Source organism: Bacillus sp. 007/AIA-02/001, from assembly GCF_004634455.1.
GTDB lineage: Bacteria > Bacillota > Bacilli > Bacillales > Bacillaceae_G > Bacillus_A > Bacillus_A cereus.
The window spans coordinates 431689-453132 of the sequence record NZ_SEIY01000001.1 but is presented as its reverse complement, the minus strand read 5'-3'; the positions used below and the strand labels follow the sequence as shown (position 1 = coordinate 453132).

Here is a 21444-nt window from a genome sequence, read left to right as displayed (position 1 = left end):
TTATCATTTTTCATATAACAAACGGCAAGTCTCTCACCTTATAGTGAGAGACTCCCCTTTTCATTATAGACTAAAATCTATATTACGCATTTCGTGCAATAATTGCTACCCAATCTTCCATTCGTAACACTTCTTCAATTGTAAATCCAGCTTGTTCTAACGCCTCAGAAATTACTTTTTCCTTCGCAGCAATAATACCCGATGTAATAAATAATCCACCTGACTTCACAACTCTTGCTGCATCTTCAGGGAATAATAGAATAATTTCTGCTAATAAGTTAGCTACGATTAAATCAACAGGACCTTCAATGCCTTCTAAAAGACTATTTTGTCCAACAGACACGATATCATCTGTTTTATTTAAACGTACATTCATTTCTGCACTTTCAACCGCAACCGGATCTAAATCATATGCTTGAACAGAAGACGCACCTAATTTTGCAGCCGCAATACTAAGTACACCAGAACCTGTTCCTACATCAATAATAGTGTCACCTGGCTGTACTGTTTTTTCTAAAGCACGGATACACATCGTTGTTGTTGGATGAGTTCCTGTACCAAACGCCATACCCGGGTCTAATTCAATGATTTTTTCATCAGGAGAAGATGGTGTATATTCTTCCCAAGTCGGTACGATTGTGAATGTATCAGAAATTTGTACTGGATGGTAATATTTTTTCCAAGCAGTAGCCCAATCTTCTTCATTGACTTCGTTAACGGTAATATTTCCAGTACCAATTTCGATGTCGTAAGATGGAAGCACATCAATAGATGATTTTACACCTGCAATCGTTTCATGTAAAGAATCCGTTTGCGGGAAATACGCTTTTATTAATACACCTTCCGCCGGATATTCATCTGGGTTCAATGCATAAATTTCACCATATTGTTGCTCGCGCTCTTTCGTTAACTCCGCTGGATCCTCAATCGCAACTCCACTAGCACCAGCTTCATGTAAAATATGAGAGACAGCTTCTACTGCTTCTTCTGTTGTATGAATACTAATTTCTGACCATTTCACAATTTACCAACTCCATTTTTTATTTCCATTATTCCCCTTTGAAAGCACGTTTAAGCTTTCCGAATAAACTATCATCCTGCTCTTCTTGTCCTGCAAATTCACGTAATAAATCTTTTTGCTGCGAAGTCAATTTCGTCGGTACAACAACACGAACGACTACATATTGATCTCCTTGGCCGTATCCACGTACGTTCGGAGCACCTTTTCCTTTTAAGCGGAATTCTGTTCCAGTTTGTGTTCCTGCTGGAATTTTCAGCTTCACTTTACCATGAACAGTAGGAACTTCCACTTCATCACCAAGCGCCATTTGCGCAAATGTTAATGGCATTTCGCAAATAATGTGATCTCCTTCACGCTCGAAGAATTCATGATTTCTTACATGAACGACAACATATAAGTCTCCTGCTGGTCCGCCATTTACGCCGGCTTCACCTTTTCCAGACACACGAATTTGTTGACCATTATCGATACCCGCTGGAATTTTAACATTGATTTTTTTACGTTTACGAACTTTACCTGAACCGTGACATGTTGTACATTTTTCTTTAATAATTTGTCCAGTTCCTGAACAATGACCACAAGCTTGACGATTTACGATACGACCAAACGGTGTGTTTTGTTCTACACTCACTTGACCAGAGCCTGAACAATGTTTACATGTTTCTTTTGAAGTTCCTGGTTTTGCTCCACTACCTTTACAAGTATCACATGGATCTTCTACTGGAATTTCCACATTTAATTCCTTACCAAAAATAGCTTCTTCAAAATCTAAAGTGACTTGATATTGTAAGTCAGCACCTTGGCGCGGAGCATTTGGATCACGACGTCTGCCGCCGCCACCGCCAAAGAAAGAACTAAATATATCTTCAAAACCGAAGCCACCGCCGAAGTCTCCTCCGCCGCCAAATCCACCGAATCCTTGATTTGCACCAGCATGACCAAATTGATCGTACTGTGCACGCTTTTGATCATCACTTAACACTTCGTATGCTTCTTGTACTTCTTTAAACTTTTCAATTGCATTTTCTTCTTTGCTTACGTCTGGATGGTATTTTTTAGCCAAACGACGATACGCTTTTTTAATTTCATCTGTTGAAGCGCCCTTGCTAAGTCCAAGGACCTCATAATAGTCTCGTTTACTCATAAATTTACAACCCCCGAATCTTTCACATAAACGTAATTTTAACACCGAAAGAAAGTGCTTTGCAACAAAGTTTCCTCACTTACAGTATGCAAAGCGAAAAACTTAAGATCCTCACACATCGCTTCTCATTCGTGAAAAAAGCCAAAGTCAAGGCACGCTTGACTTTGACTTTTTGTCATCTTACTTATTATGTTTACAATTGAATTACTTGTCTTCTTTTACTTCTTCAAACTCAGCGTCAACTACATTGTCTTTCTTTGCGCCAGCATCTTGTGCACCTTGCGCACCTTCTGCTTGACCAGCAGCTGCTTGAGCCTGCTCGTATAATTTAACAGTTAATTGTTGTACGATTTCTTGTAAAGCATCTTTTTTCGCACGAATTTCTTCAAGCTCGTTTTTCTCAATTGCAGCTTGTAATGCTTCTTTCGCTTCTGTTGCTTTTGCAACTTCAGCTGCATCTACTTTACCTTCTAAATCTTTTACAACTTTGTCTGTTTGGAATACAAGTTGGTCAGCTTCGTTACGAAGTTCAACTTCTTCCTTACGTTTTTGGTCAGCGTCAGCATTTGCTTCCGCTTCTTGTACCATACGTTCTACTTCTTCATCAGAAAGACCTGAAGAAGATTGGATTGTAATAGCTTGCTCTTTGCTTGTTCCTAAGTCTTTCGCACGTACGTTAACGATACCGTTCGCATCAATATCGAATGTTACTTCGATTTGTGGAATACCACGTGGTGCTGGTGGAAGGTCAGTTAATTGGAAACGACCTAACGTTTTGTTGTCAGCCGACATTGGACGCTCACCTTGTAATACGTGAATGTCTACTGCTGGTTGATTATCAGCAGCTGTCGAGAATACTTGTGACTTACTTGTTGGAATTGTAGTGTTACGCTCGATTAATTTCGTGAACACGCCACCCATAGTTTCAATACCTAAAGAAAGTGGAGTTACGTCTAATAATAGAACGCCTTCTACATCACCAGTAAGTACGCCACCTTGAACTGCAGCACCTAATGCTACAACTTCATCAGGGTTTACACCTTTATATGGCTCTTTACCAGTTTCACGTTTAATAGCTTCTTGTACAGCTGGGATACGAGTAGATCCACCAACAAGAATAACTTTATCTAATTCGCTTGGAGCAAAACCAGCGTCTTTTAATGCACGACGAGTTGGCTCTAATGTTCTTTCAACAAGACCTGCTGAAAGCTCTTCGAATTTCGCTCTTGTTAACGTTAATTCTAAGTGTAATGGACCAGCAGCTCCAGCACTAATGAATGGTAATGAAATTTGAGTTTGTGTTACACCAGAAAGATCTTTTTTCGCTTTTTCAGCTGCATCTTTCAAGCGTTGAAGCGCCATTTTATCTTGGCTTAAATCAATGTTATTTTCTTTTTTGAACTCAGCTACTAAGTGATCGATGATAACTTGGTCAAAGTCATCGCCACCAAGACGGTTGTCACCAGCAGTTGAAATAACTTCGAATGTGCCGTCTGCTAACTCAAGGATAGATACGTCAAATGTACCGCCACCTAAGTCATATACTAAGATTTTTTGTTCTTCGTCTTGTTTTTCTAAACCGTAAGCAAGTGCTGCTGCTGTTGGCTCATTAATGATACGCTCAACTTCTAAACCAGCAATACGACCAGCATCTTTCGTTGCTTGACGCTCTGCATCGTTGAAGTATGCAGGTACTGTAATAACAGCTTTCGTTACTGTTTCACCTAAGTATGCTTCAGCAGAAGCTTTTAAGTTTTGTAAAATGATTGCAGAAATTTCTTGAGGTGTATAATCTTTACCTTCAACTTCTACTTTGTAGTCTGTACCCATATGACGTTTAACAGACATGATTGTATTTGGGTTTGTAATTGCTTGGCGCTTTGCAACTTCCCCAACTTGACGTTCTTCATTTTTGAAAGCTACAACAGAAGGTGTTGTACGGTTTCCTTCTGGATTTGGGATAACCTTTGGTTCTCCCCCTTCCATAACAGCTACACAAGAGTTTGTTGTACCTAAGTCAATACCGATAATTTTACTCATGGCGAATCCTCCTAGTTTTATGTAAATTATTGATTTACTTTTACCATTGATGGGCGAATCACACGGTCTTTTAGTTTATAACCTTTTTGGAATTCTTCCACAACCGCGTTTGATTCAAATTCACTATCTTCCACTTGCATAATAGCTTGGTGTTCATTAGGATCAAACTGTTTACCAACAGCTTCAATCACTTCCACACCTTCTTTAGTCAGCGCTTCTAACAATTGACGATGCACCATTTCCATACCTTGTAACAAGGATTTCGTTTGCTCATCAGTCGCTTCCACTTGCATTGCTCTTTCAAAATTATCAAGAGCTGGCAAGATGTCTGAAACTAGACTTTGTGCTCTATATTTTTCAGCAGCCTGTTTATCCATTTGGACACGGCGCTTATAATTTTCAAAATCAGCTTGTAGACGTAATGTGCGACCTTCCGTTTCCGTTAGTTTCGCTTGTAGCTCATCTACTTTTTCTTGTAAAAGAGCAGCCTCACTTTTTTCTTCTACAGTTTCTTCACTGTTTTCTGGTGTGACAGCTTCTTCAACTTGCGCTTCTTTTACTTCTTCTACCACTTGTTCGTTACGCTCTTCCACAATATTCACCTCCTTAAAAGGTATTAGGTATCATGCATAGCATGATTACCTAAGCATTATATATTACACACAGCAATGAAAATTTCATCACTTGAGCGAATGTATTACTCTCATTTACTTTTTAAGTCCATCAGTAAATTGTCTCGTAAATAACTGTAACAAACTAATTACACGAGAATATTGCATTCTCGTAGGACCTAAAATAGCAATTGTTCCAAGTTGCTCTTCGCCGATCGAATATGTTGCAGAAATTAAACTACAATCCTCCATAGCCGTCGAAGAGTTTTCCCTACCAATTTTCACTTGAATCCCGACTTGTTTATGACGCAAAATGTCATAAAATTCGGCTTCATTATCAATCATGGTAAGTAAAGATCTAACCTTTTGAATGTCATGGAACTCTGGCTGTGAAAGCATATTTGCTTTTCCTCCAAAGTATATCTTTTCCGATAACGGAACTTGAAATGTACCATCCAACATTTTTATTGCACTATCGTAATTATGAACATACCCACGTAAAACTGTAACAATCTCCTTAAAGATTTTATTATGAAGTTCTTCCATCGGTACGCCAGATAGCTTTTCATTTAAAATATTAACCATTTTTTCTAAATCTGATAAATCAACAGATTCCGGAACGGTAATCGTTTTACTTTGTACATGCCCTGTATCGGTTACAATAATAGCGACAGCAGTTTGACGATCAAGCGGCACAATTTGTACATTTTTAAGTTTATTTGTACTTAACTTCGGTCCAAGAACAATGGCCGTATAATTCGTAAGTTCTGATAAAATTTGAGCAGATTGTTGTGCAATTTTTTCCGCTTCAAAAATTCTTTCAGCAAATAAATCTTTAATTTGTACAATTTCAGCGTTCGGTAAGTTTTGCGGTGCTAAAAGATGGTCTACATAAAATCGGTAGCCTTTCTCAGAAGGAACACGTCCAGAAGAACTGTGCGTTTTTTCAATAAAACCTAATTCTTCTAAGTCCGCCATTTCATTTCGAATAGTAGCTGAACTAAATGTAATTTCATCTTTTTTAGCCAACGTTCTAGACCCAACGGGCTGCGCTGATCCAATAAAGTCATCAATAATTGTTTGTAAAATTAAGAGCTGACGTTCCGTAAGCATCTCATCATCACCTCTGTTAGCACTCTTTGTCTTTGAGTGCTAAATCTATTAATAACTTACCAAAATTGACATTCAATTGTCAACGGAAACGTCACGAAATAATGAAACTTTTTCACGCCTATGGAACATTTAATTAGTCAATCAAAAATGATTGGAATACTTCATTCCCTAATAATTTTCCTTTTCGCGTTAAACGCACATGTCCATCTTCCTCTTCAAGCAATCCCTGCTCTTGGTTGCTTTGTAACTGCTTCGCGAAAACTTGATCCATCTCTACATTAAATTTATTGCGGAACGCCGTTTTAGAAACACCTTTTGTTTTTCGAAGCCCTAAGAACAGCTCTTCTTCCATTCTTTCTTTCTCCGTCACTTTGTGAACATCTAAATACGGAAATCCTGTTTCATCAATTTTATTAAAATATTGCTTCAGCGGACCTACATTTTGAATACGTTCCCCGTTCACATAACTATGAGCTCCAGCTCCAAATCCATAATACTCTTCATTATTCCAGTATGTGAGATTATGTCTACTTTTATTGTCACCTTTTGAGAAATTACTAATTTCATACTGGTTATAACCGTGTTTCTCCATTTCATCCATTACTATTTCATACATTTTCGCTTCATGGTCTTCACCCGGAAGACGCAATTTCCCTTTGTTCATTAAGTTATAAAACACTGTTTTAGGTTCCACAATTAATGAATATGCAGAGAAATGTTGTACACCAAGCGTAAAAGCAATATCTAATGTTTCTTTTACATCTTCTATCGTCTGTCCTGGCAAAGCATAAATAATATCTACATTAATATTTTTAAATCCTACTTCCTGCGCTTCTCGAATCGCGAGGAATGCATCTTCCCTCGTATGCTTGCGCCCGATTTTCTCAAGCAGTTCATCACGGAACGTTTGCACACCAAAACTAATTCGATTCACTCCACCTTCTAGCAGTACATTCAACTTCTCTTTCGGCAGATCTCCTGGATTCGCTTCAAATGTTAATTCACAATTTGGGGCGAACGGACGCAAATGACGATTAATAATCTCGAGTAATTTTTTTGTCTGTTCCATATTTAACGCTGTCGGAGTTCCCCCGCCCACAAAAATCGTTTTTATACTATCAAACGGAACTTTTTGAACCGTATTTATTATTTCCTTCTCTAAATAATCTAAATATTGATCAACCGGTTGGCGTTCAATAAACACTTTATTAAAATCACAATAGTGACAAATGTGCTGACAAAACGGAATATGAATATATGCAGCTTGTACCAAATATAACTCCTACCTTTCTAAAAAGAAAACCTCCGCACTCCGGAGGGTTCTCTACTTCTCTAACGTATTACGAATTTGTTCCATTCGCATTTTTCCCCAATCATACATCATTTCAACGATCGGTAAAAGTGACATGCCTAGTTCCGTCATATAATACTCAACGCGAGGAGGAATTTCGGGATATACTGTCCGATCAACAATTCCATCTTCCATTAACTCTTTTAATTGGTTCGACAAAACTTTATGAGAAATGCTTGGGAATAACCGTTGTAATTCACTGAAACGATGTGGTCCTTCCACACCAAGATGCCACAGTATCACAACTTTCCACTTTCCACTAATAATAGAAAGCGTCAATTCCTTTTCACAATTAAAATTACCATTTTGTATTTTATCTTGAATATCTTTTCGAATATTTTCGGACATTAACAATCTCCTAACTCTATATGAACTAAAAAGCTCTCTCATTATTGTAAATGAGAGCTGCTCAGATGTCTAAAAAGTAATTATACAGAAAAAAGAAGCCGCACAAACGACTTCTTTTTTATTTCAAATATTAGTTGTCATCCATTTTCAGTACAGCCATAAATGCCTCTTGCGGTACTTCTACAGAACCAACAGACTTCATACGTTTTTTACCTTCTTTTTGCTTATCAAGAAGTTTACGCTTACGAGAAATGTCACCGCCGTAACATTTTGCAAGTACGTTTTTACGCATCGCTTTAATTGTAGAACGTGCTACAACTTTATTTCCGATAGTCGCCTGAATTGGCACTTCAAACTGTTGTCTCGGAATTAATTCTTTTAATTTCTCTACGATTACTTTACCACGGTCATACGCTGAATCACGGTGTACGATAAATGATAAAGCATCCACTTGTTCATTATTTAAAAGAATATCCATTTTCACAAGTTTAGATGGTTTATAGCCAATTAACTCGTAGTCAAATGATGCATACCCTTTCGTATTTGATTTCAATTGATCGAAGAAGTCATATACGATTTCTGATAACGGGATTTCATATGTTAATGTAACACGCGTTTCATCTAAATATTGCATATCAATAAACGTTCCACGTTTACCTTGGCAAATCTCCATTACAGCTCCAACATAGTCATTCGGAACCATAATTGAAGCCTTCACAAACGGCTCTTCTACACGATCGATAGACTGTGGATCTGGCATATTAGATGGGTTATCAACAATAACATCTTCACCGTTAGTTAAATAAACTTTATAAATAACGCTTGGCGCTGTTGTAATTAAGTCAATCTTAAATTCACGTTCAATACGTTCTTGAATGATTTCCATGTGAAGAAGCCCTAAGAAACCACAACGGAAACCAAATCCTAGCGCTTGAGATGTTTCTGGTTCAAACTCAAGAGCAGAATCGTTTAACTCTAATTTTTCTAATGCATCACGTAAATCGTTATAACGAGCAGAGTCAATTGGATACAGACCACAGAATACCATCGGATTTAACTTACGGTAACCTGCTAACGGCTCTGCAGCTGGACGTTTCGCATGTGTAATCGTATCACCAACACGTGTGTCACCAACATTTTTAATCGATGCTGCTAAGAAACCTACATCACCTACTGTTAACTCGTCACGTTGCGTAGTTTTCGGTGTAAATACACCTACTTCTGTTACTTCAAATTCTTTACCCGTTGCCATCATACGTACTTTATCGCCAACTTTTACTGTTCCATTTACAACACGGATATAAGCAATTACACCGCGGTACGGATCATATAAAGAGTCGAAAATCATACATTGTAATGGCTCTTCTGAATCACCCGACGGAGCTGGTACTTTTTCAACAATTTGTTCTAAAATTTCTTCAATACCAATTCCAGCTTTCGCAGAAGCAAGTACCGCTTCTGATGCATCTAAACCAATTACATCTTCTACCTCTTGACGTACACGTTCTGGATCCGCACTTGGTAAGTCGATTTTATTAATAACTGGTAAAATTTCTAAATTGTTATCAAGCGCTAAGTATACGTTTGCTAACGTTTGCGCTTCAATACCTTGCGCTGCATCTACTACAAGAATCGCGCCTTCACAAGCCGCTAAACTACGAGATACTTCGTACGTAAAGTCGACATGTCCTGGTGTATCAATTAAATGAAGAATATACTCTTCACCATCTTTTGCTTTATAGTTTAATTGTACTGCGTTTAATTTGATTGTAATACCACGCTCACGCTCTAAATCCATAGAGTCAAGCAACTGAGCTTTCATTTCGCGTTGTGTTAACGCGTTTGTTTTCTCTAAAATACGGTCTGCTAACGTTGATTTTCCGTGGTCAATATGAGCAATAATAGAGAAATTACGAATTTTGGACTGTCTTTTTGCTCTTTCTTCTTTATTCATCTATGTTCTCAACTCCTAATAGTCTCGCCAATATACACTAGCACTGATTATATCAATAGAGCAACAAAGATTCAATGAAAACTCGTGCTGCTTACGATACAAATCATTCTATCTATATCTTATGCGAATAAACCATAAGAGACAAACCCTTTTCAAATTTTAAAACGGCTGTCCTACAAATCAGTAAAACAACCGCCTCCCATGTTACTCTTAGCTAAAAATTCCTTTTATTTTCCCAACAACTATATCCGTCCCGAACTTCGTCATTTCATAAGCTACACTTGCTACCGCCATCCCAATTCCTTCTACAACATTAAAACTTCTTAAACGTTCTAATTGCTGTTGTTTTTCTGAGGCCGAAAACGAGCTACCCAAAATTTCTGATTCAGCACCTGTACTTTCTGTCCCTGTCATATGAGCTATTTGTTCATATGACAATTGCTGATAGCCTTTCATACTTTTCAAACCATGATTAGCAAGTGCCACTCCTGCTATCATCATAAGTAAACATAAAGCTACACTACATATACACAAAAGCGCAAAGCGACTCAAACCATAATCATCTGTTCCCCTCAATGTGTATATGCTCCCGTATTATCTTGATCAATTTGATGATGTAGCGCTGCATTTAAACCACTCGCTATTACATTCGCCATATCCTCAATAAAAGTATCTACTTCTTTTGGGGTTACCATTAAATTATGACCAAGAGGAGATAGCACTTCATAAATCAGCCTTCTTTTTTCTTCTTCTTCCAACGTACCAACAGCACCTAAAAACATATTTCTGCTCTTTTCATCCGGCATATCTTCTTCTGTTAATTTTTTCTTTTCTCCAAATGAAAATCCCGCTGGTAACAAAGATCGTGAAGGTTTATTTCCTTCTTTCATCTCTCGACCAAAATGTTTCAAAATAAAATCAATCGTATCACTCGTAATCGAAACAGCATCGACCACAGTCGGAACACCAATTGCGATAACAGGGATACCTAATGTGTCTTTACTTAGTTCTTTACGTTTATTCCCAACCCCCGATCCAGGATGGATTCCAGTATCAGAAATTTGTATCGTGCTATTTACTCGTTCAATAGAACGAGCAGCTAATGCATCAATTGCAATTACAAAGTCCGGGTTCGTCTTCTCAATAATTCCATAAATAACATCGCTCGTTTCGATTCCTGTAATCCCCATTACCCCCGGCCGAATTGCACTAACAGGCCTAAATCCTTCTTCTACACTTTCAGGCTGCAATTGAAACAAATGTCTCGTTACTAATACATTTTCTACAACTATCGGTCCAAGAGCATCTGGTGTTACATTCCAATTCCCAAGACCTACAATTAAACAGCTTGCTTCTTTTGTAACTCCAACCTCTTCTAAGAAACAAGAAAATTCTTTTGCAAAAATACGCTCCACTTTTTGTTGAAGTTCTGTATCTTGCTGACGTATCCCTTGTACTTCAAGTGTTAAATAATTTCCAGGTTTTTTCCCCATCGCTTCAGAGGCAGCTTCATCAATCGTTACTTTTGTAATTATAGTACCTTCTTCTTCTCTCTCTTTTACAATAACTCCCTGTATCCCTTTTTGTTCTTCTTGGCTTTCTTGCAACATTTGATGAGCTTCTACAGCAAGGTCAGTTCTAATGCTATATTTACTTAAATCTAATGGTTCTTTCATCGTATCTCCTCCGTAATTCATAGTAAATATCGTTAGATTTCCCAAAGTTATATAAGGTCATTCTTTCCTTTACGTGAAATTTCATGGATATACTATTGCAATTCTCTTCACCGTTTGATAGAATATCACTTGTTCTATGTAAGAATCGAGTCATTCGATTGCACCAGGGAGGTGAAAAGTATGGCAAACATCAAATCTGCTATCAAACGCGCTAAACTTAGCGAAGAGCGTCGTGCACATAACGCTTCTATCAAGTCTGACATGCGTTCTGCTGTTAAAACTGTAGAAGCTTTAGTTACTAATAACGATCTTGAAAATGCTAAAGAAGCTTTCAAAACTGCTTCTAAAAAACTTGACAAAGCAGCTCGTAAAGGTCTTATCCACCAAAACGCTGCAGCTCGTCAAAAATCTCGCTTAGCGAAACAAGTAAACGCGTAAGGCGTTTAAAAAACGATCCATTTGGATCGTTTTTTTATATACAAAAAAGTTCATGCACTAAGTGCATGAACTTTTTTGTGTCATCACATATGATTTAATCGCATTAAGAAAAATTCGAGCACAAGCTTCTTATCCATCTTTCCCGTCTTCATACTATAATCAGCTTCCGCTAATTCTATAATCACTTTTTTTAACTCTTCAAAAGAAAAAAACTTCGTTTGATTCATTGCTAACTTTACACGATACGGATGTACACCAATATGAGACGCAATTTGATTTTGTCCATAACCACGTTGCTGTAGCTCTTTCACTTGATACAACAAGCGGAATTGACTCACTAATAACGCAAGCAATTTAATCGGCTCTTCCTGCTGCGTAAATAATCCATCCAAAATTTGCATTGCACCTGCAATATCTTTTTTCACCACTTTTTCTGTCAAAGCAAATACATTTTGCTCAACTGATTTTGGCACAAGCTCTGCAACAAGTTTCGTCGTAATCTCTCCGCCCATACCAACGTATAACGTTAACTTGTCCATTTCCTTCGCCAACATCGTTACATTACTTCCCACAAGCTCTAGCAACAAACTAACAGCCGCGTTATCAATATGCACATGCACTTCATCTGCACGAGCAACAATCCACTTCTGAACATCCTGTACTTGCATCGCATTCGCTTCTACTACATCTGCTGTTTTCTTTAATAGTTTTGTAATTTTTTTTCGCTCATCAAGTTTTTCGTAAGGCGCAACAAAAACAAGAATAGAAAATGGAGAAGGTTCACCAATGTATTCTTCTAAAATTTTTATATTTTGCTCTAACTTTTCTTTTTGCGAAGTCAAAAATAGCGGTGATTTTATTAACAGTACTTTCCGTTCTCCGAAGAAAGGAAGCGTACGCGCATCCTCAACCACATCTTCTAAATACGCTTCTTCTAAATCGTATGTCACAACATTAAACTCTCGATCTTCTTCTTCAAGTGCTTCTGTCGTAATAAGCTTTATCGTTTCATTTATAAAAAAAGCTTCCGTTCCATATATTAAATATAACGGAGCAAACTGTTTCTTTTTAATTTTTTTATGTATATCACTCATACTTTTTCCTACTCCCTAACTTGGCAATATATATTTATACTAATGCCCTAGCTTTTGTTTTACAAGTACAAAGGAACAGGCTTTATAACCCGTCCCTTTATTTATATTAAACGCCACGCAATAAGCCCCGGGTTTCTTATTGGTGTGCGGTAATCACCTTCCCTTTATTATTCACAATAAAAATTTGAGTATAAGTGCCAACTGTTAACATGCTTGGAAACGAAAAACTCACATTACTTCATGATTTACAAGTAACAAAAAAGCTCGTTTTCTCTTCATATGGAAATTGTAGATTTTTTTCTGACAATATTTTATACTAAAGTGGAATGTTGGGGAGGGATTCTAAATGAATGATTTTGAACAAAACGTTCAAAGTAAACGCAATGACGCTATTGATTCAGGGGTAGGATTTATCGTCTCATTTGGTTTTTTCGCAACACTTTTCATCATTGCAACTGTTATTAAATTTATCGGTTCTTAAAGACTGCCACTTCATGGCAGTCTTCTCTTTTTCATCTATTATGTGTTTTATCATATGTGATTTTACTTTTAAAGGTTCCATTTTCCCCTTTAAAAACATAGGAAATAGCACCTTGCTTGTCCGTGCGCCATATCGCACTCCCCATCTTCTCAAAACGTTCTATCACTTCTTTATGCGGGTGTCCATACCTATTCTGCTTACCAACAGATATAATCGCTACACGAGGCTGTATGACGTTCAAAAAAGGCTCTATAGATGACGTATTACTCCCATGATGAGCAACTTTTAAAACATCCACTTGTAAATCTGGATATGCCTCTACTAAAATCTTTTCCCCTTCTTCTTCCAAATCGCCTGTAAATAGCCACTTCAACCCTCCAAATTTTGCCCATATTACAATTGAAACGTTATTTTCGCTTTTTTCTTTTCCTTTTGGAGCTAAAACGAAAAATTCCGCTTCATTTACACTCCAACTCTCCCCTTCCCCCACTTCAGTTATTTTCATTTCCTTTTCTAATGCCTGTTTCTTTACTACTTTTTCTAATACTGCATCTTTTCCCTTTCGGCCAAATACCACTTCTTTTACAGGTATATATGATAATAATTCTTGCGCAGCACCTATATGATCTGCATCTCCATGCGTTACGATTAATTTATCAATTGTTTTAATACCTTCTTTTTGTAAAAAGGGTATTAAAACATCATTTCCAACAGAAAATTCATGCTTTTTTTGTTGCCATTCTTCCTTATTCACACGAAGCGTTCCACCTGTATCAATAAGATAAATCCCTTTATCATACGGAAGGCGAATTAATATTGCATCACCTTGTCCAACATCAATAAATGTTACACTTCCGCCGCCTCTAAAATATGGATATGTATAATGACATGTGCTAATAAAAAGAAATACACTCGCAACTATACAAACTATTTTTTTCGGCGCTCTCCGTTCCCAAACCATCAATATGCTGACAATACTGGCGCAATATACAGCTACAAGATTGAAGGGCGTTTCCCCGAAGATAAGCTGGGTAAATGGTAAACTTTCACAATAACTTAGAAAATCATTAGACATACTCAAGCCTATTGATAATACATCGGCAAATCCTTTTGCGAGAAACGGGACAATTGGCATACACAGTAAAATAATAATGCTACATGGTAATACAATGATAGATAAAAACGGAACGTATAAGAGATTGAGGAGAATGCTATATGGAGAAAAATAACCAAAGTGGTATAACAAAATCGGAGTACTAACGAGCTGTGAAATGATAGAAATATAAATAGAATTTCGGATTACTCCGTTGCTACTCTCTAACAATAACGGAGCAGACAAAAGTAAAGCGAAGCTACCTACAAAAGAAAACTGAAATCCAATATTAAAAACAAGATAAGGGTCATATATAAGCATGCATATAGCTGTTACACTTAAAGCATCTAAACTAGATAAACGAATCGAGCACATAAAAGCAATTAACATCAAAACTCCTGTTATAGAAGCTCTTATAACAGAGGGTGACGCCCCTGCTAAAACCATATACAAAGGAATACAAACGATAAGGCAAATTGTTGCTACCTCCCTTGTCACACCGCTTCTTAGCAAAATAAAATATACTATCACCATTAACAGTACAATGTGCGAACCTGAAATTGCTAACAAATGTACAAGACCAAATTGTTGATATTGCTCTTCCACTTCAAACGTCATTTGTTGTCTATCACCAAATAGTAATGCATTCATAAAAGCACCTGATTGCTCTGGAAACATTTCTGTAACTTTCGAGATTACTTGTTGCCTCAAAAGAAGAATCCATTGCGTGAGCGACAGTGATGTTTTATAGCATTCAGAAATATATGTAGCCTCAAATGTGAAATGAATATGTTGTTTGTATAAATAATCACGGTAATTAAAACCATGAAAATTCCGAGCTGTTTCCGGTTCTTTCCTCTCACCCTCGAATACACATGATATCCCTGCGTATAATTGTTGCATTTTTTTCTTTTCCAAGACTGATTTGATTCTATAACTTAACTGCACTATATTTTTATTCTGATCTTCAAATTGAAAAGATAGGCGATCCCCATTAACAAGCGGTGTATTTTGTATAACCCCTCTTGTAACTCCATAGGACTCCCCTAGAGGCTTATTCCACGTTTGAACATAGGAAGTGTATATGGCGCTATTAAAGCACGCTACAATACAAAAAATGAAGGTTTTACGCGAAGTGCGATATAAACAGAAGAAAACATTTAAAAAGAGGCAAAAAACTATCAATAAAAGTGACGAGGAAAAGGCAATTGCAATCCCTATTATAAATGAGATTGCAACATACCCCCATTGTTCCTGCAACTTATACTCACTCCTTATAGCATCATTTTTGCTTTCGTGAATACATGCTGTAATTCTTCCATTGATAAATTATCTTTTTCTAAAGACGCAAATAATTCTTTCAACTCTGTATAACGTTTTTGCTCCTCTAATGCAGCAATATCATATTCTAGCGGAACGTGCTTCACTGTTACGTTCGCTTGTTCAAATAACTCTATGGCGTATGGATGATTTTTATAATCCTGTGCATAATAAACCGCTGTAATACCACTTTGAATAATTGCCTTACAACATTGTAAACAAGGGAAATGCGTAACGTAAATTTCTGCTTCCTCTGTTTTCGCACCAAACTTGGCACATTGTAATAAAGCATTCATTTCGGCATGAATTGTCCGAACACAATGATTATCGATTACGTAACAACCATCATCTATACAATGTACGCCACCTTTAATTGAACCATTATACCCACCAGCAATAATTCGTTTATCGCGAACGATTGTCGCTCCTACCGCAAGCCTTGTACATGTACTACGCAAAGATAGTAGATGGCTTTGCGTCATAAAATATTGATCCCATGAAATTCGTTCCATATTTTTCACCTACTTTTTTGTCTACTTGTAGTGTAGCGAAAGAAGAAAAACTTCGTCAATCTTTTACGGAATAATAATTTGACCTTTTATCTTTTCAAGAGACTTCGCACCAATCCCATCAATCTCTAATAAATCTTCTATTTTCTGAAACGGACCATGTTCTTCTCGATATTTCAAAATACTTTCTGCCTTTCGAGAGCCAATCCCTGTAATTTTTTCTAGTTGTTCTTTCGCCGCTGTATTTATTCGAATCTTGCCATCTTCCTTAGAAGAAGTAAGCACCCCTTGTTCTGACTCATTTTTACTCGGTATATAAAGAAGCATTTGATCTTGTACAATTTGTGCTAAATTTACTTTTTTCATATCTACTTCTGATAAAAAACCACCAGCCTTTTGAACCGCATCCTTTACGCGATCTCCTTCCTTCATTTCATATACCCCTTCTTTACTAACCGCTCCTTTCACATCAATTATAATTGTTCTTTTCTGTTCCTTTGTATCCGATATTTTCGGTTTACCCTTTTTTTCTATCTCCTTCTCTTGTACATTCATTGTAATAGGCGTTCGTTCTACATTCTGATTCGTTTTCCAAAAAACAAGAAAAAGTAAAGTTCCAATAATAGCTACTAAACCTAACCACTTTTTCGGAAAATCCCACATCATTTTACACCTCTAATCATAAATTTATAACATCATTCATATTGTTTAGGAGAAAGCTGTTACGAAGGAGGGATGAAACTTTGAACATAGGAATTATAGGGACAGGAAACATGGGAAATATACTAATCGATGCATTTTTAGAAACCCGTGCTGTCAAACCTTCTTGCCTTACAATCATTAATCGGACGCCCGCAAAAGCATATCATATAAAAGAAAAATACCCTTCTGTTCAGATAGCAAAAACAATCCCGGAAGTAATCGAACAATCACAACTTATTTTTATTTGTGTTAAGCCGATAGATATATACCCTATCCTAAAAAAATACGCTGAACATTTTTCTGATGAAACGTGCTTAGTTTCTATTACAAGTCCAATATCTCCATCACAATTAGAGACTCTCGTACCTTGCCACGTCGCGCGTATCATTCCAAGTATCACAAATCGCGCTCTCTCTGGCGCCTCACTATTTACATTTGGAGATAATTGCTCTGAAGAATGGCAACAAAAACTACTTCGTCTATTCAAAAACATTTCTACACCTCTTGTAATAAAAGAAGATATAACGCGCGTTTCATCTGATATAGCAAGTTGCGGTCCTGCTTTCTTTAGTTATTTACTACAATGCTTCATTAACGCTGCTGTAGATAAAACAAATATTACACACGAAGAGGCTACTACTTTAGTAAGTGAAATGGTCGTGGGGATGGGGAAATTACTTGAAAAAGAAATCTTCACATTACCTACCTTACAAGAAAAGGTTTGCGTGAAAGGCGGCGTTACTGGGGAAGGCATTCGGGTTTTAGAAGAACACGTTGGAGATATGTTCCATAAGTTAATCGAGCGAACACATGAAAAATTTGATGAAGATTTAGAATGCGTTGATCAGCAATTCAATAAACACACATAATAAATACGTCATTTTCATTCCAAATCCTTTTTATAAATACTTACTTTTTTACAATACATTTTCACTTCAACTACTATTCCCACACTTTACGCATACGATCTTTAGATTATGCTAGAACTAAAAATACATCTTCTTTATAAAACAAAAGCAACCTTCTCGGTTGCTTTTGTTTTTATCCGTTTTTCTTCGCCATGAAGAAAATACGCTCTGTTTGTTCTGTAACTTCAAGTCGCTCAAAATCACCTGTTACACGAAGCACTGTAAAACCTGCTTCTTCAAGCCATTTCGTTAACTCTTCCACTTGATATGCACGTTGCACGTGACCTTCGTCAAACCGATGGTACACATCTTCTTCTGGATCTTGAACAAAGAATGTTAAATCATGCTCTACACTATTTGATTCTTCACCAGGGAAGCAATTCCAAATAAGAGATATTTCTTCTCCATTCACTGTATACGTTTCATTTTGAAATACATGATGTATTTTATATAAAGAGTGTACATCAAATAAAAACAAACCATCTTGACGTAAATGGTGAAATACTCTTCTAAATGTTTCTTGTACTCCATCTTCTTGCAATACATAATTTAATGAATCACAAAAAATCGTTACACAGTCAAACTCACCCGGAACATCAAGCTCGCGCATATCTTGTTGGTAAAAAGGAATAAAATGCCCTTCTCCGCCTAGTTTTTGCTGAGCGACTGTTAACATTTCTTCTGAAAGATCGACACCTATTAAATCGTAACCCTTTTGCACAAGCGGCAGGGTTACATTACCTGTACCGCATGCTACATCAAGAATTTTTGCCTCTTTCATACCTGCCTGCTGTAAACTTCCCTCTGTAAATTCCACCCATTTATCATAAGGGACATCATTCATTAGTTCGTCGTACAACAATGCAAATTGTTCGTATTTCATTGGCCTAACTCTTCTGTAATATCTTCACGTGGCACATCGCCCCATAGACGCTCTAAATTATAGTGATTACGCTCATCTTTATGGAATACATGAGCAACTACATCTCCAAGATCAACTAATACCCAACGTGCTTCGTCAAACCCTTCCATACGTTGTACGTCGATTTGGAACTCATGTGCTTTTGATTTAATTTCACGTGCAATTGCTTGCACTTGTTTATCTGAATTTCCGTGACAAATAATGAAATAATCTGCAATTGGTGAAATACCTTGCATATTTAGGACAACCATATCTTCTGCTCTCTTATCATCAGCTGCTTTTGCCGCTAATACTAATAATTCTTTATCGTTCATTTACTCATTTCCTCCTTGATAACTGCATTGTATGTTTGGAATGTTAATGGATAAATCGTCTGATCTTTTTCCATTAAAAATTGAATTGTTCTCTTTAACGCAAATAATAGGGCTTGATTTATATCCGTATATGCGAGTTTACGAGCCTCTTCCACTCCTGGAAACTTTCGCCCAGGTTCAATGTAATCAGCTACATAAATCACTTTATCTAACATCGTCATATTCTCATGACCACTTGTATGATATGTAATAGCTTGCAAAATTTCAGAATCCGTAATGCCTACTTCTTTTTCTACTAAGTATGCCCCAACAGGTGCATGCCATAACTCTTTGTTATAGCAAAGTAAATCTTTCGGCAAATCTTCACGTTTAATAATCTCTTCCATTTCTGAAATTGCTCTACATTTCGCATAATCATGGAATATAGCTGCCATCTCTGCTTTTTTCTCGTCCACACCGTATAACTTAGCAAGCTCAATCGCTGTCTCCATTACACCAATTGTGTGTATATAACGTTTTTCATGCATTTGTTGTTTGACAATATGCAGTGCATTCTCACGATTCATACAACCCATTCCTCTCGATATATACCTGTACTTTTTCAGGAAGTAAATATTTACACGTTTTCTTCTCTTTATATCTCTCACGTAATAAGGATGAAGAAACTGCAAATTCCGGAATTTCCACTGTAGTAATCTTATATGGTGTATGCAATGTATACCCAGGTCTTGCAACTCCAACAAACGTTACAAGATTAAGTAAAGCTTCAATGTTATACCACTTCGGTAAATATTCAACCATATCCCCACCAATAATAAAGTGAAACTGCACATCCGGATACTTCTTCGTCAATTGTAACATAGTGTCATACGTATAAGATGGGCCCTTCCTACTTAGCTCTTCTAAACAAATAGAAAAGTGTTCTTCTGCCTCAGTCGCGAGCTCTAACATATGTAAACGACTTTCTACACTTGTAATATTCCGCCCTTGTTTATGTGGGGGAATCTGGTTTGGCAAGAACCATACTTCTTCCAAGTTCAAAGCGTGATATACTTCATTTGCAATTAGCAAATGTCCATAGTGAGGCGGATCAAATGTACCGCCAATGATGCCAATTTTCCTCAAAAGAAACGCCCCTTCCTTTTATATACAGCAACTCTCCTCGGTTAGAAATGAAGAGAGTTGCTATTAATAAAAGTTCAATTGGTTTCGCTCTCTACATCATTACGCATCAGCGATAAAAATAGCCCATGCTAATCTTTTTATCGAGGAAGCTTAATTTGTTTATTTTCTCTTGATTCTTTGTATAAAACGATTGTGCTTCCAATTACTTGAACGATTTCAGCACGTGCACCTTTTGCAAGTTCTTCCGCAACCTCACGGCGATCAAATTCACAGTTTTGTAATACACTTACTTTAAATAACTCACGAGCTTCTAAAGTATCTGCAATTTGTTTAATCATATTTTCATTTACTCCGCCTTTTCCTACTTGAAAAATTGGTGTTAAATGATGTGCTTGTGCACGTAAAAATCTTTTTTGTTTTCCTGTTAACATATATGTTAGCCTCCAAGCTTTTCTATAACTAATTGTTTCATTCTCTCGATATTTGGGGTGCGTCCTGTCCACATTTCAAATGCAAGTGCTCCTTGATAAACAAACATATCAATACCATTTTGAATGATTGCACCTTGCTCTTTTGCCTCACATAAAATTTTCGTTTCAAATGGATTATAAATTATATCTGATACAATCGTTCCTTTTTTTAACGAACAAATTTGTAATGGCGTATATTCTACGTGCGGATGCATACCTATCGTTGTCGTCTGAATGATAATATCATAATTTCCTTGTTCTTCTGTCGCTTTTTCTAACGACAAAGCAACAGAATTAACATCGGCCGTACGTGCAGCAATAAGTTCCTTCGCCTTATCTACTGTACGATTGGCTACATCAATCTCTTTTACACCTACATCAGCAAGAGAAAAATAAATAGCTCGGCTAGCACCACCTGAACCAAGTAACAAAATACGTTTCCCTTGAAGTGGTTCATTACTAATTGACTGCAGCGCTCGAACAAAACCAATCCCGTCTGTGTTATAGCCAATTAATCTTCCATCCTTATGAACCACTGTATTTACTGCACCGATTTTCCTTGCCAATGGGTCAATCTCATCCAAATACTCCATAATAGCAACCTTGTGCGGAGTTGTTACATTAAATCCTGAAATACCTAATGCTTTTAAACCTCTTACTGCTTCCCCTAGCAATTCCTCTTCAACAAGGAACGCATGATAATGGGCATCCATATTCAAGTGTTCAAATGCATCGTTATGCATAACGGGTGATAATGAATGTCCAATTGGATTTCCGATTACACCATATAATTGTTTCATAAATCCCTCT

At 37.0% G+C, this 21444-nt stretch carries 23 protein-coding genes; 3 read left to right on the top strand and 20 right to left on the bottom strand.

Annotated elements, in window-relative coordinates:
• Positions 1-82: 82 nt before the first annotated feature.
• From prmA to gpr, 10 genes are all read right to left on the bottom strand, one after another.
• Complete coding sequence (gene prmA, locus ES895_RS02390; RefSeq protein WP_000872103.1) at positions 83-1021, bottom strand: 50S ribosomal protein L11 methyltransferase; 939 nt, start codon at positions 1019-1021, stop codon at positions 83-85.
• 28 nt (positions 1022-1049) lie between these two features.
• Positions 1050-2165: a chaperone protein DnaJ gene (gene dnaJ / locus ES895_RS02385; protein WP_000043947.1), complete on the bottom strand. Its 1116-nt coding sequence runs from the start codon at positions 2163-2165 to the stop codon at positions 1050-1052.
• Positions 2166-2369: 204 nt separating this feature from the next.
• Entirely contained in the window at positions 2370-4205 is a 1836-nt protein-coding gene (gene dnaK, locus ES895_RS02380; RefSeq protein WP_000034700.1) for a chaperone protein DnaK, read from the bottom strand.
• A gap of 26 nt (positions 4206-4231) precedes the next feature.
• Positions 4232-4798 carry a nucleotide exchange factor GrpE gene (gene grpE / locus ES895_RS02375; protein ID WP_000392711.1) on the bottom strand — a complete coding sequence of 189 codons (567 nt, stop codon included), beginning with the start codon at positions 4796-4798 and terminating at the stop codon, positions 4232-4234.
• Positions 4799-4912: 114 nt separating this feature from the next.
• Entirely contained in the window at positions 4913-5929 is a 1017-nt protein-coding gene (hrcA, locus tag ES895_RS02370) for a heat-inducible transcriptional repressor HrcA (protein ID WP_000954941.1), read from the bottom strand.
• A 133-nt stretch (positions 5930-6062) separates the two neighbouring features.
• Complete coding sequence (gene hemW / locus ES895_RS02365) at positions 6063-7202, bottom strand: radical SAM family heme chaperone HemW (RefSeq protein ID WP_000249427.1); 1140 nt, start codon at positions 7200-7202, stop codon at positions 6063-6065.
• Positions 7203-7253: 51 nt separating this feature from the next.
• Positions 7254-7628 (bottom strand): winged helix-turn-helix transcriptional regulator, encoded by a 375-nt coding sequence (locus tag ES895_RS02360; RefSeq protein WP_001293539.1) that lies wholly within the window; start codon positions 7626-7628, stop codon positions 7254-7256.
• Positions 7629-7758: 130 nt separating this feature from the next.
• On the bottom strand, positions 7759-9582 hold the full coding sequence (gene lepA / locus ES895_RS02355; protein WP_001030951.1) for an elongation factor 4: 1824 nt from the start codon (positions 9580-9582) through the stop codon (positions 7759-7761).
• A gap of 210 nt (positions 9583-9792) precedes the next feature.
• A complete protein-coding gene (locus ES895_RS02350) occupies positions 9793-10158 on the bottom strand; it encodes a YqxA family protein (protein WP_001215034.1) in 366 nt (121 codons plus the stop codon).
• On the bottom strand, positions 10155-11258 hold the full coding sequence (gene gpr / locus ES895_RS02345; RefSeq protein ID WP_000662616.1) for a GPR endopeptidase: 1104 nt from the start codon (positions 11256-11258) through the stop codon (positions 10155-10157). Before gpr ends, ES895_RS02350 begins: the two co-directional genes overlap by 4 nt.
• A 180-nt stretch (positions 11259-11438) precedes the next feature.
• Between gpr and rpsT the strand changes: the two genes are divergently transcribed.
• Entirely contained in the window at positions 11439-11696 is a 258-nt protein-coding gene (gene rpsT / locus ES895_RS02340; RefSeq protein WP_001274011.1) for a 30S ribosomal protein S20, read from the top strand.
• Between the two features lie 83 nt (positions 11697-11779).
• Here rpsT and holA read toward each other — a convergent pair whose 3' ends face one another.
• A complete protein-coding gene (gene holA / locus ES895_RS02335) occupies positions 11780-12790 on the bottom strand; it encodes a DNA polymerase III subunit delta (RefSeq protein ID WP_001279908.1) in 1011 nt (336 codons plus the stop codon).
• A 346-nt stretch (positions 12791-13136) separates the two neighbouring features.
• Between holA and ES895_RS02330 the strand changes: the two genes are divergently transcribed.
• On the top strand, positions 13137-13271 hold the full coding sequence (locus ES895_RS02330; RefSeq protein ID WP_000997609.1) for a YqzM family protein: 135 nt from the start codon (positions 13137-13139) through the stop codon (positions 13269-13271).
• Between the two features lie 31 nt (positions 13272-13302).
• Here the strand turns inward: ES895_RS02330 and ES895_RS02325 are convergent, their stop codons facing one another.
• The 3 genes from ES895_RS02325 to ES895_RS02315 all read right to left on the bottom strand — a co-directional run bounded on the left by ES895_RS02325 (position 13303) and on the right by ES895_RS02315 (position 16859).
• Positions 13303-15624 (bottom strand): DNA internalization-related competence protein ComEC/Rec2, encoded by a 2322-nt coding sequence (locus tag ES895_RS02325; protein WP_135238152.1) that lies wholly within the window; start codon positions 15622-15624, stop codon positions 13303-13305.
• A 14-nt stretch (positions 15625-15638) separates the two neighbouring features.
• Positions 15639-16196, bottom strand: coding sequence for a ComE operon protein 2 (locus tag ES895_RS02320; protein ID WP_000439773.1), 558 nt, complete (start codon positions 16194-16196; stop codon positions 15639-15641).
• A gap of 63 nt (positions 16197-16259) precedes the next feature.
• Entirely contained in the window at positions 16260-16859 is a 600-nt protein-coding gene (locus ES895_RS02315) for a helix-hairpin-helix domain-containing protein (RefSeq protein WP_000989929.1), read from the bottom strand.
• Positions 16860-16936: 77 nt separating this feature from the next.
• Between ES895_RS02315 and comER the strand changes: the two genes are divergently transcribed.
• Positions 16937-17764 (top strand): late competence protein ComER, encoded by an 828-nt coding sequence (comER, locus tag ES895_RS02310; protein WP_001020560.1) that lies wholly within the window; start codon positions 16937-16939, stop codon positions 17762-17764.
• Positions 17765-17936: 172 nt separating this feature from the next.
• Here the strand turns inward: comER and ES895_RS02305 are convergent, their stop codons facing one another.
• From ES895_RS02305 to aroE, 6 genes are all read right to left on the bottom strand, one after another.
• Positions 17937-18686, bottom strand: coding sequence for a class I SAM-dependent methyltransferase (locus ES895_RS02305; protein ID WP_135238151.1), 750 nt, complete (start codon positions 18684-18686; stop codon positions 17937-17939).
• Positions 18683-19039 carry a ribosome silencing factor gene (gene rsfS, locus ES895_RS02300; protein ID WP_000998193.1) on the bottom strand — a complete coding sequence of 119 codons (357 nt, stop codon included), beginning with the start codon at positions 19037-19039 and terminating at the stop codon, positions 18683-18685. Before rsfS ends, ES895_RS02305 begins: the two co-directional genes overlap by 4 nt.
• Complete coding sequence (gene yqeK / locus ES895_RS02295) at positions 19036-19605, bottom strand: bis(5'-nucleosyl)-tetraphosphatase (symmetrical) YqeK (protein ID WP_001078477.1); 570 nt, start codon at positions 19603-19605, stop codon at positions 19036-19038. Before yqeK ends, rsfS begins: the two co-directional genes overlap by 4 nt.
• Complete coding sequence (nadD, locus tag ES895_RS02290; protein WP_001226048.1) at positions 19595-20164, bottom strand: nicotinate-nucleotide adenylyltransferase; 570 nt, start codon at positions 20162-20164, stop codon at positions 19595-19597. The genes yqeK and nadD overlap by 11 nt, the downstream gene beginning before the upstream one ends.
• A gap of 137 nt (positions 20165-20301) precedes the next feature.
• Entirely contained in the window at positions 20302-20595 is a 294-nt protein-coding gene (gene yhbY / locus ES895_RS02285; RefSeq protein ID WP_000955224.1) for a ribosome assembly RNA-binding protein YhbY, read from the bottom strand.
• Positions 20596-20600: 5 nt separating this feature from the next.
• Entirely contained in the window at positions 20601-21434 is an 834-nt protein-coding gene (gene aroE, locus ES895_RS02280; RefSeq protein ID WP_000812077.1) for a shikimate dehydrogenase, read from the bottom strand.
• Between the last annotated feature and the right edge of the window lie 10 nt (positions 21435-21444).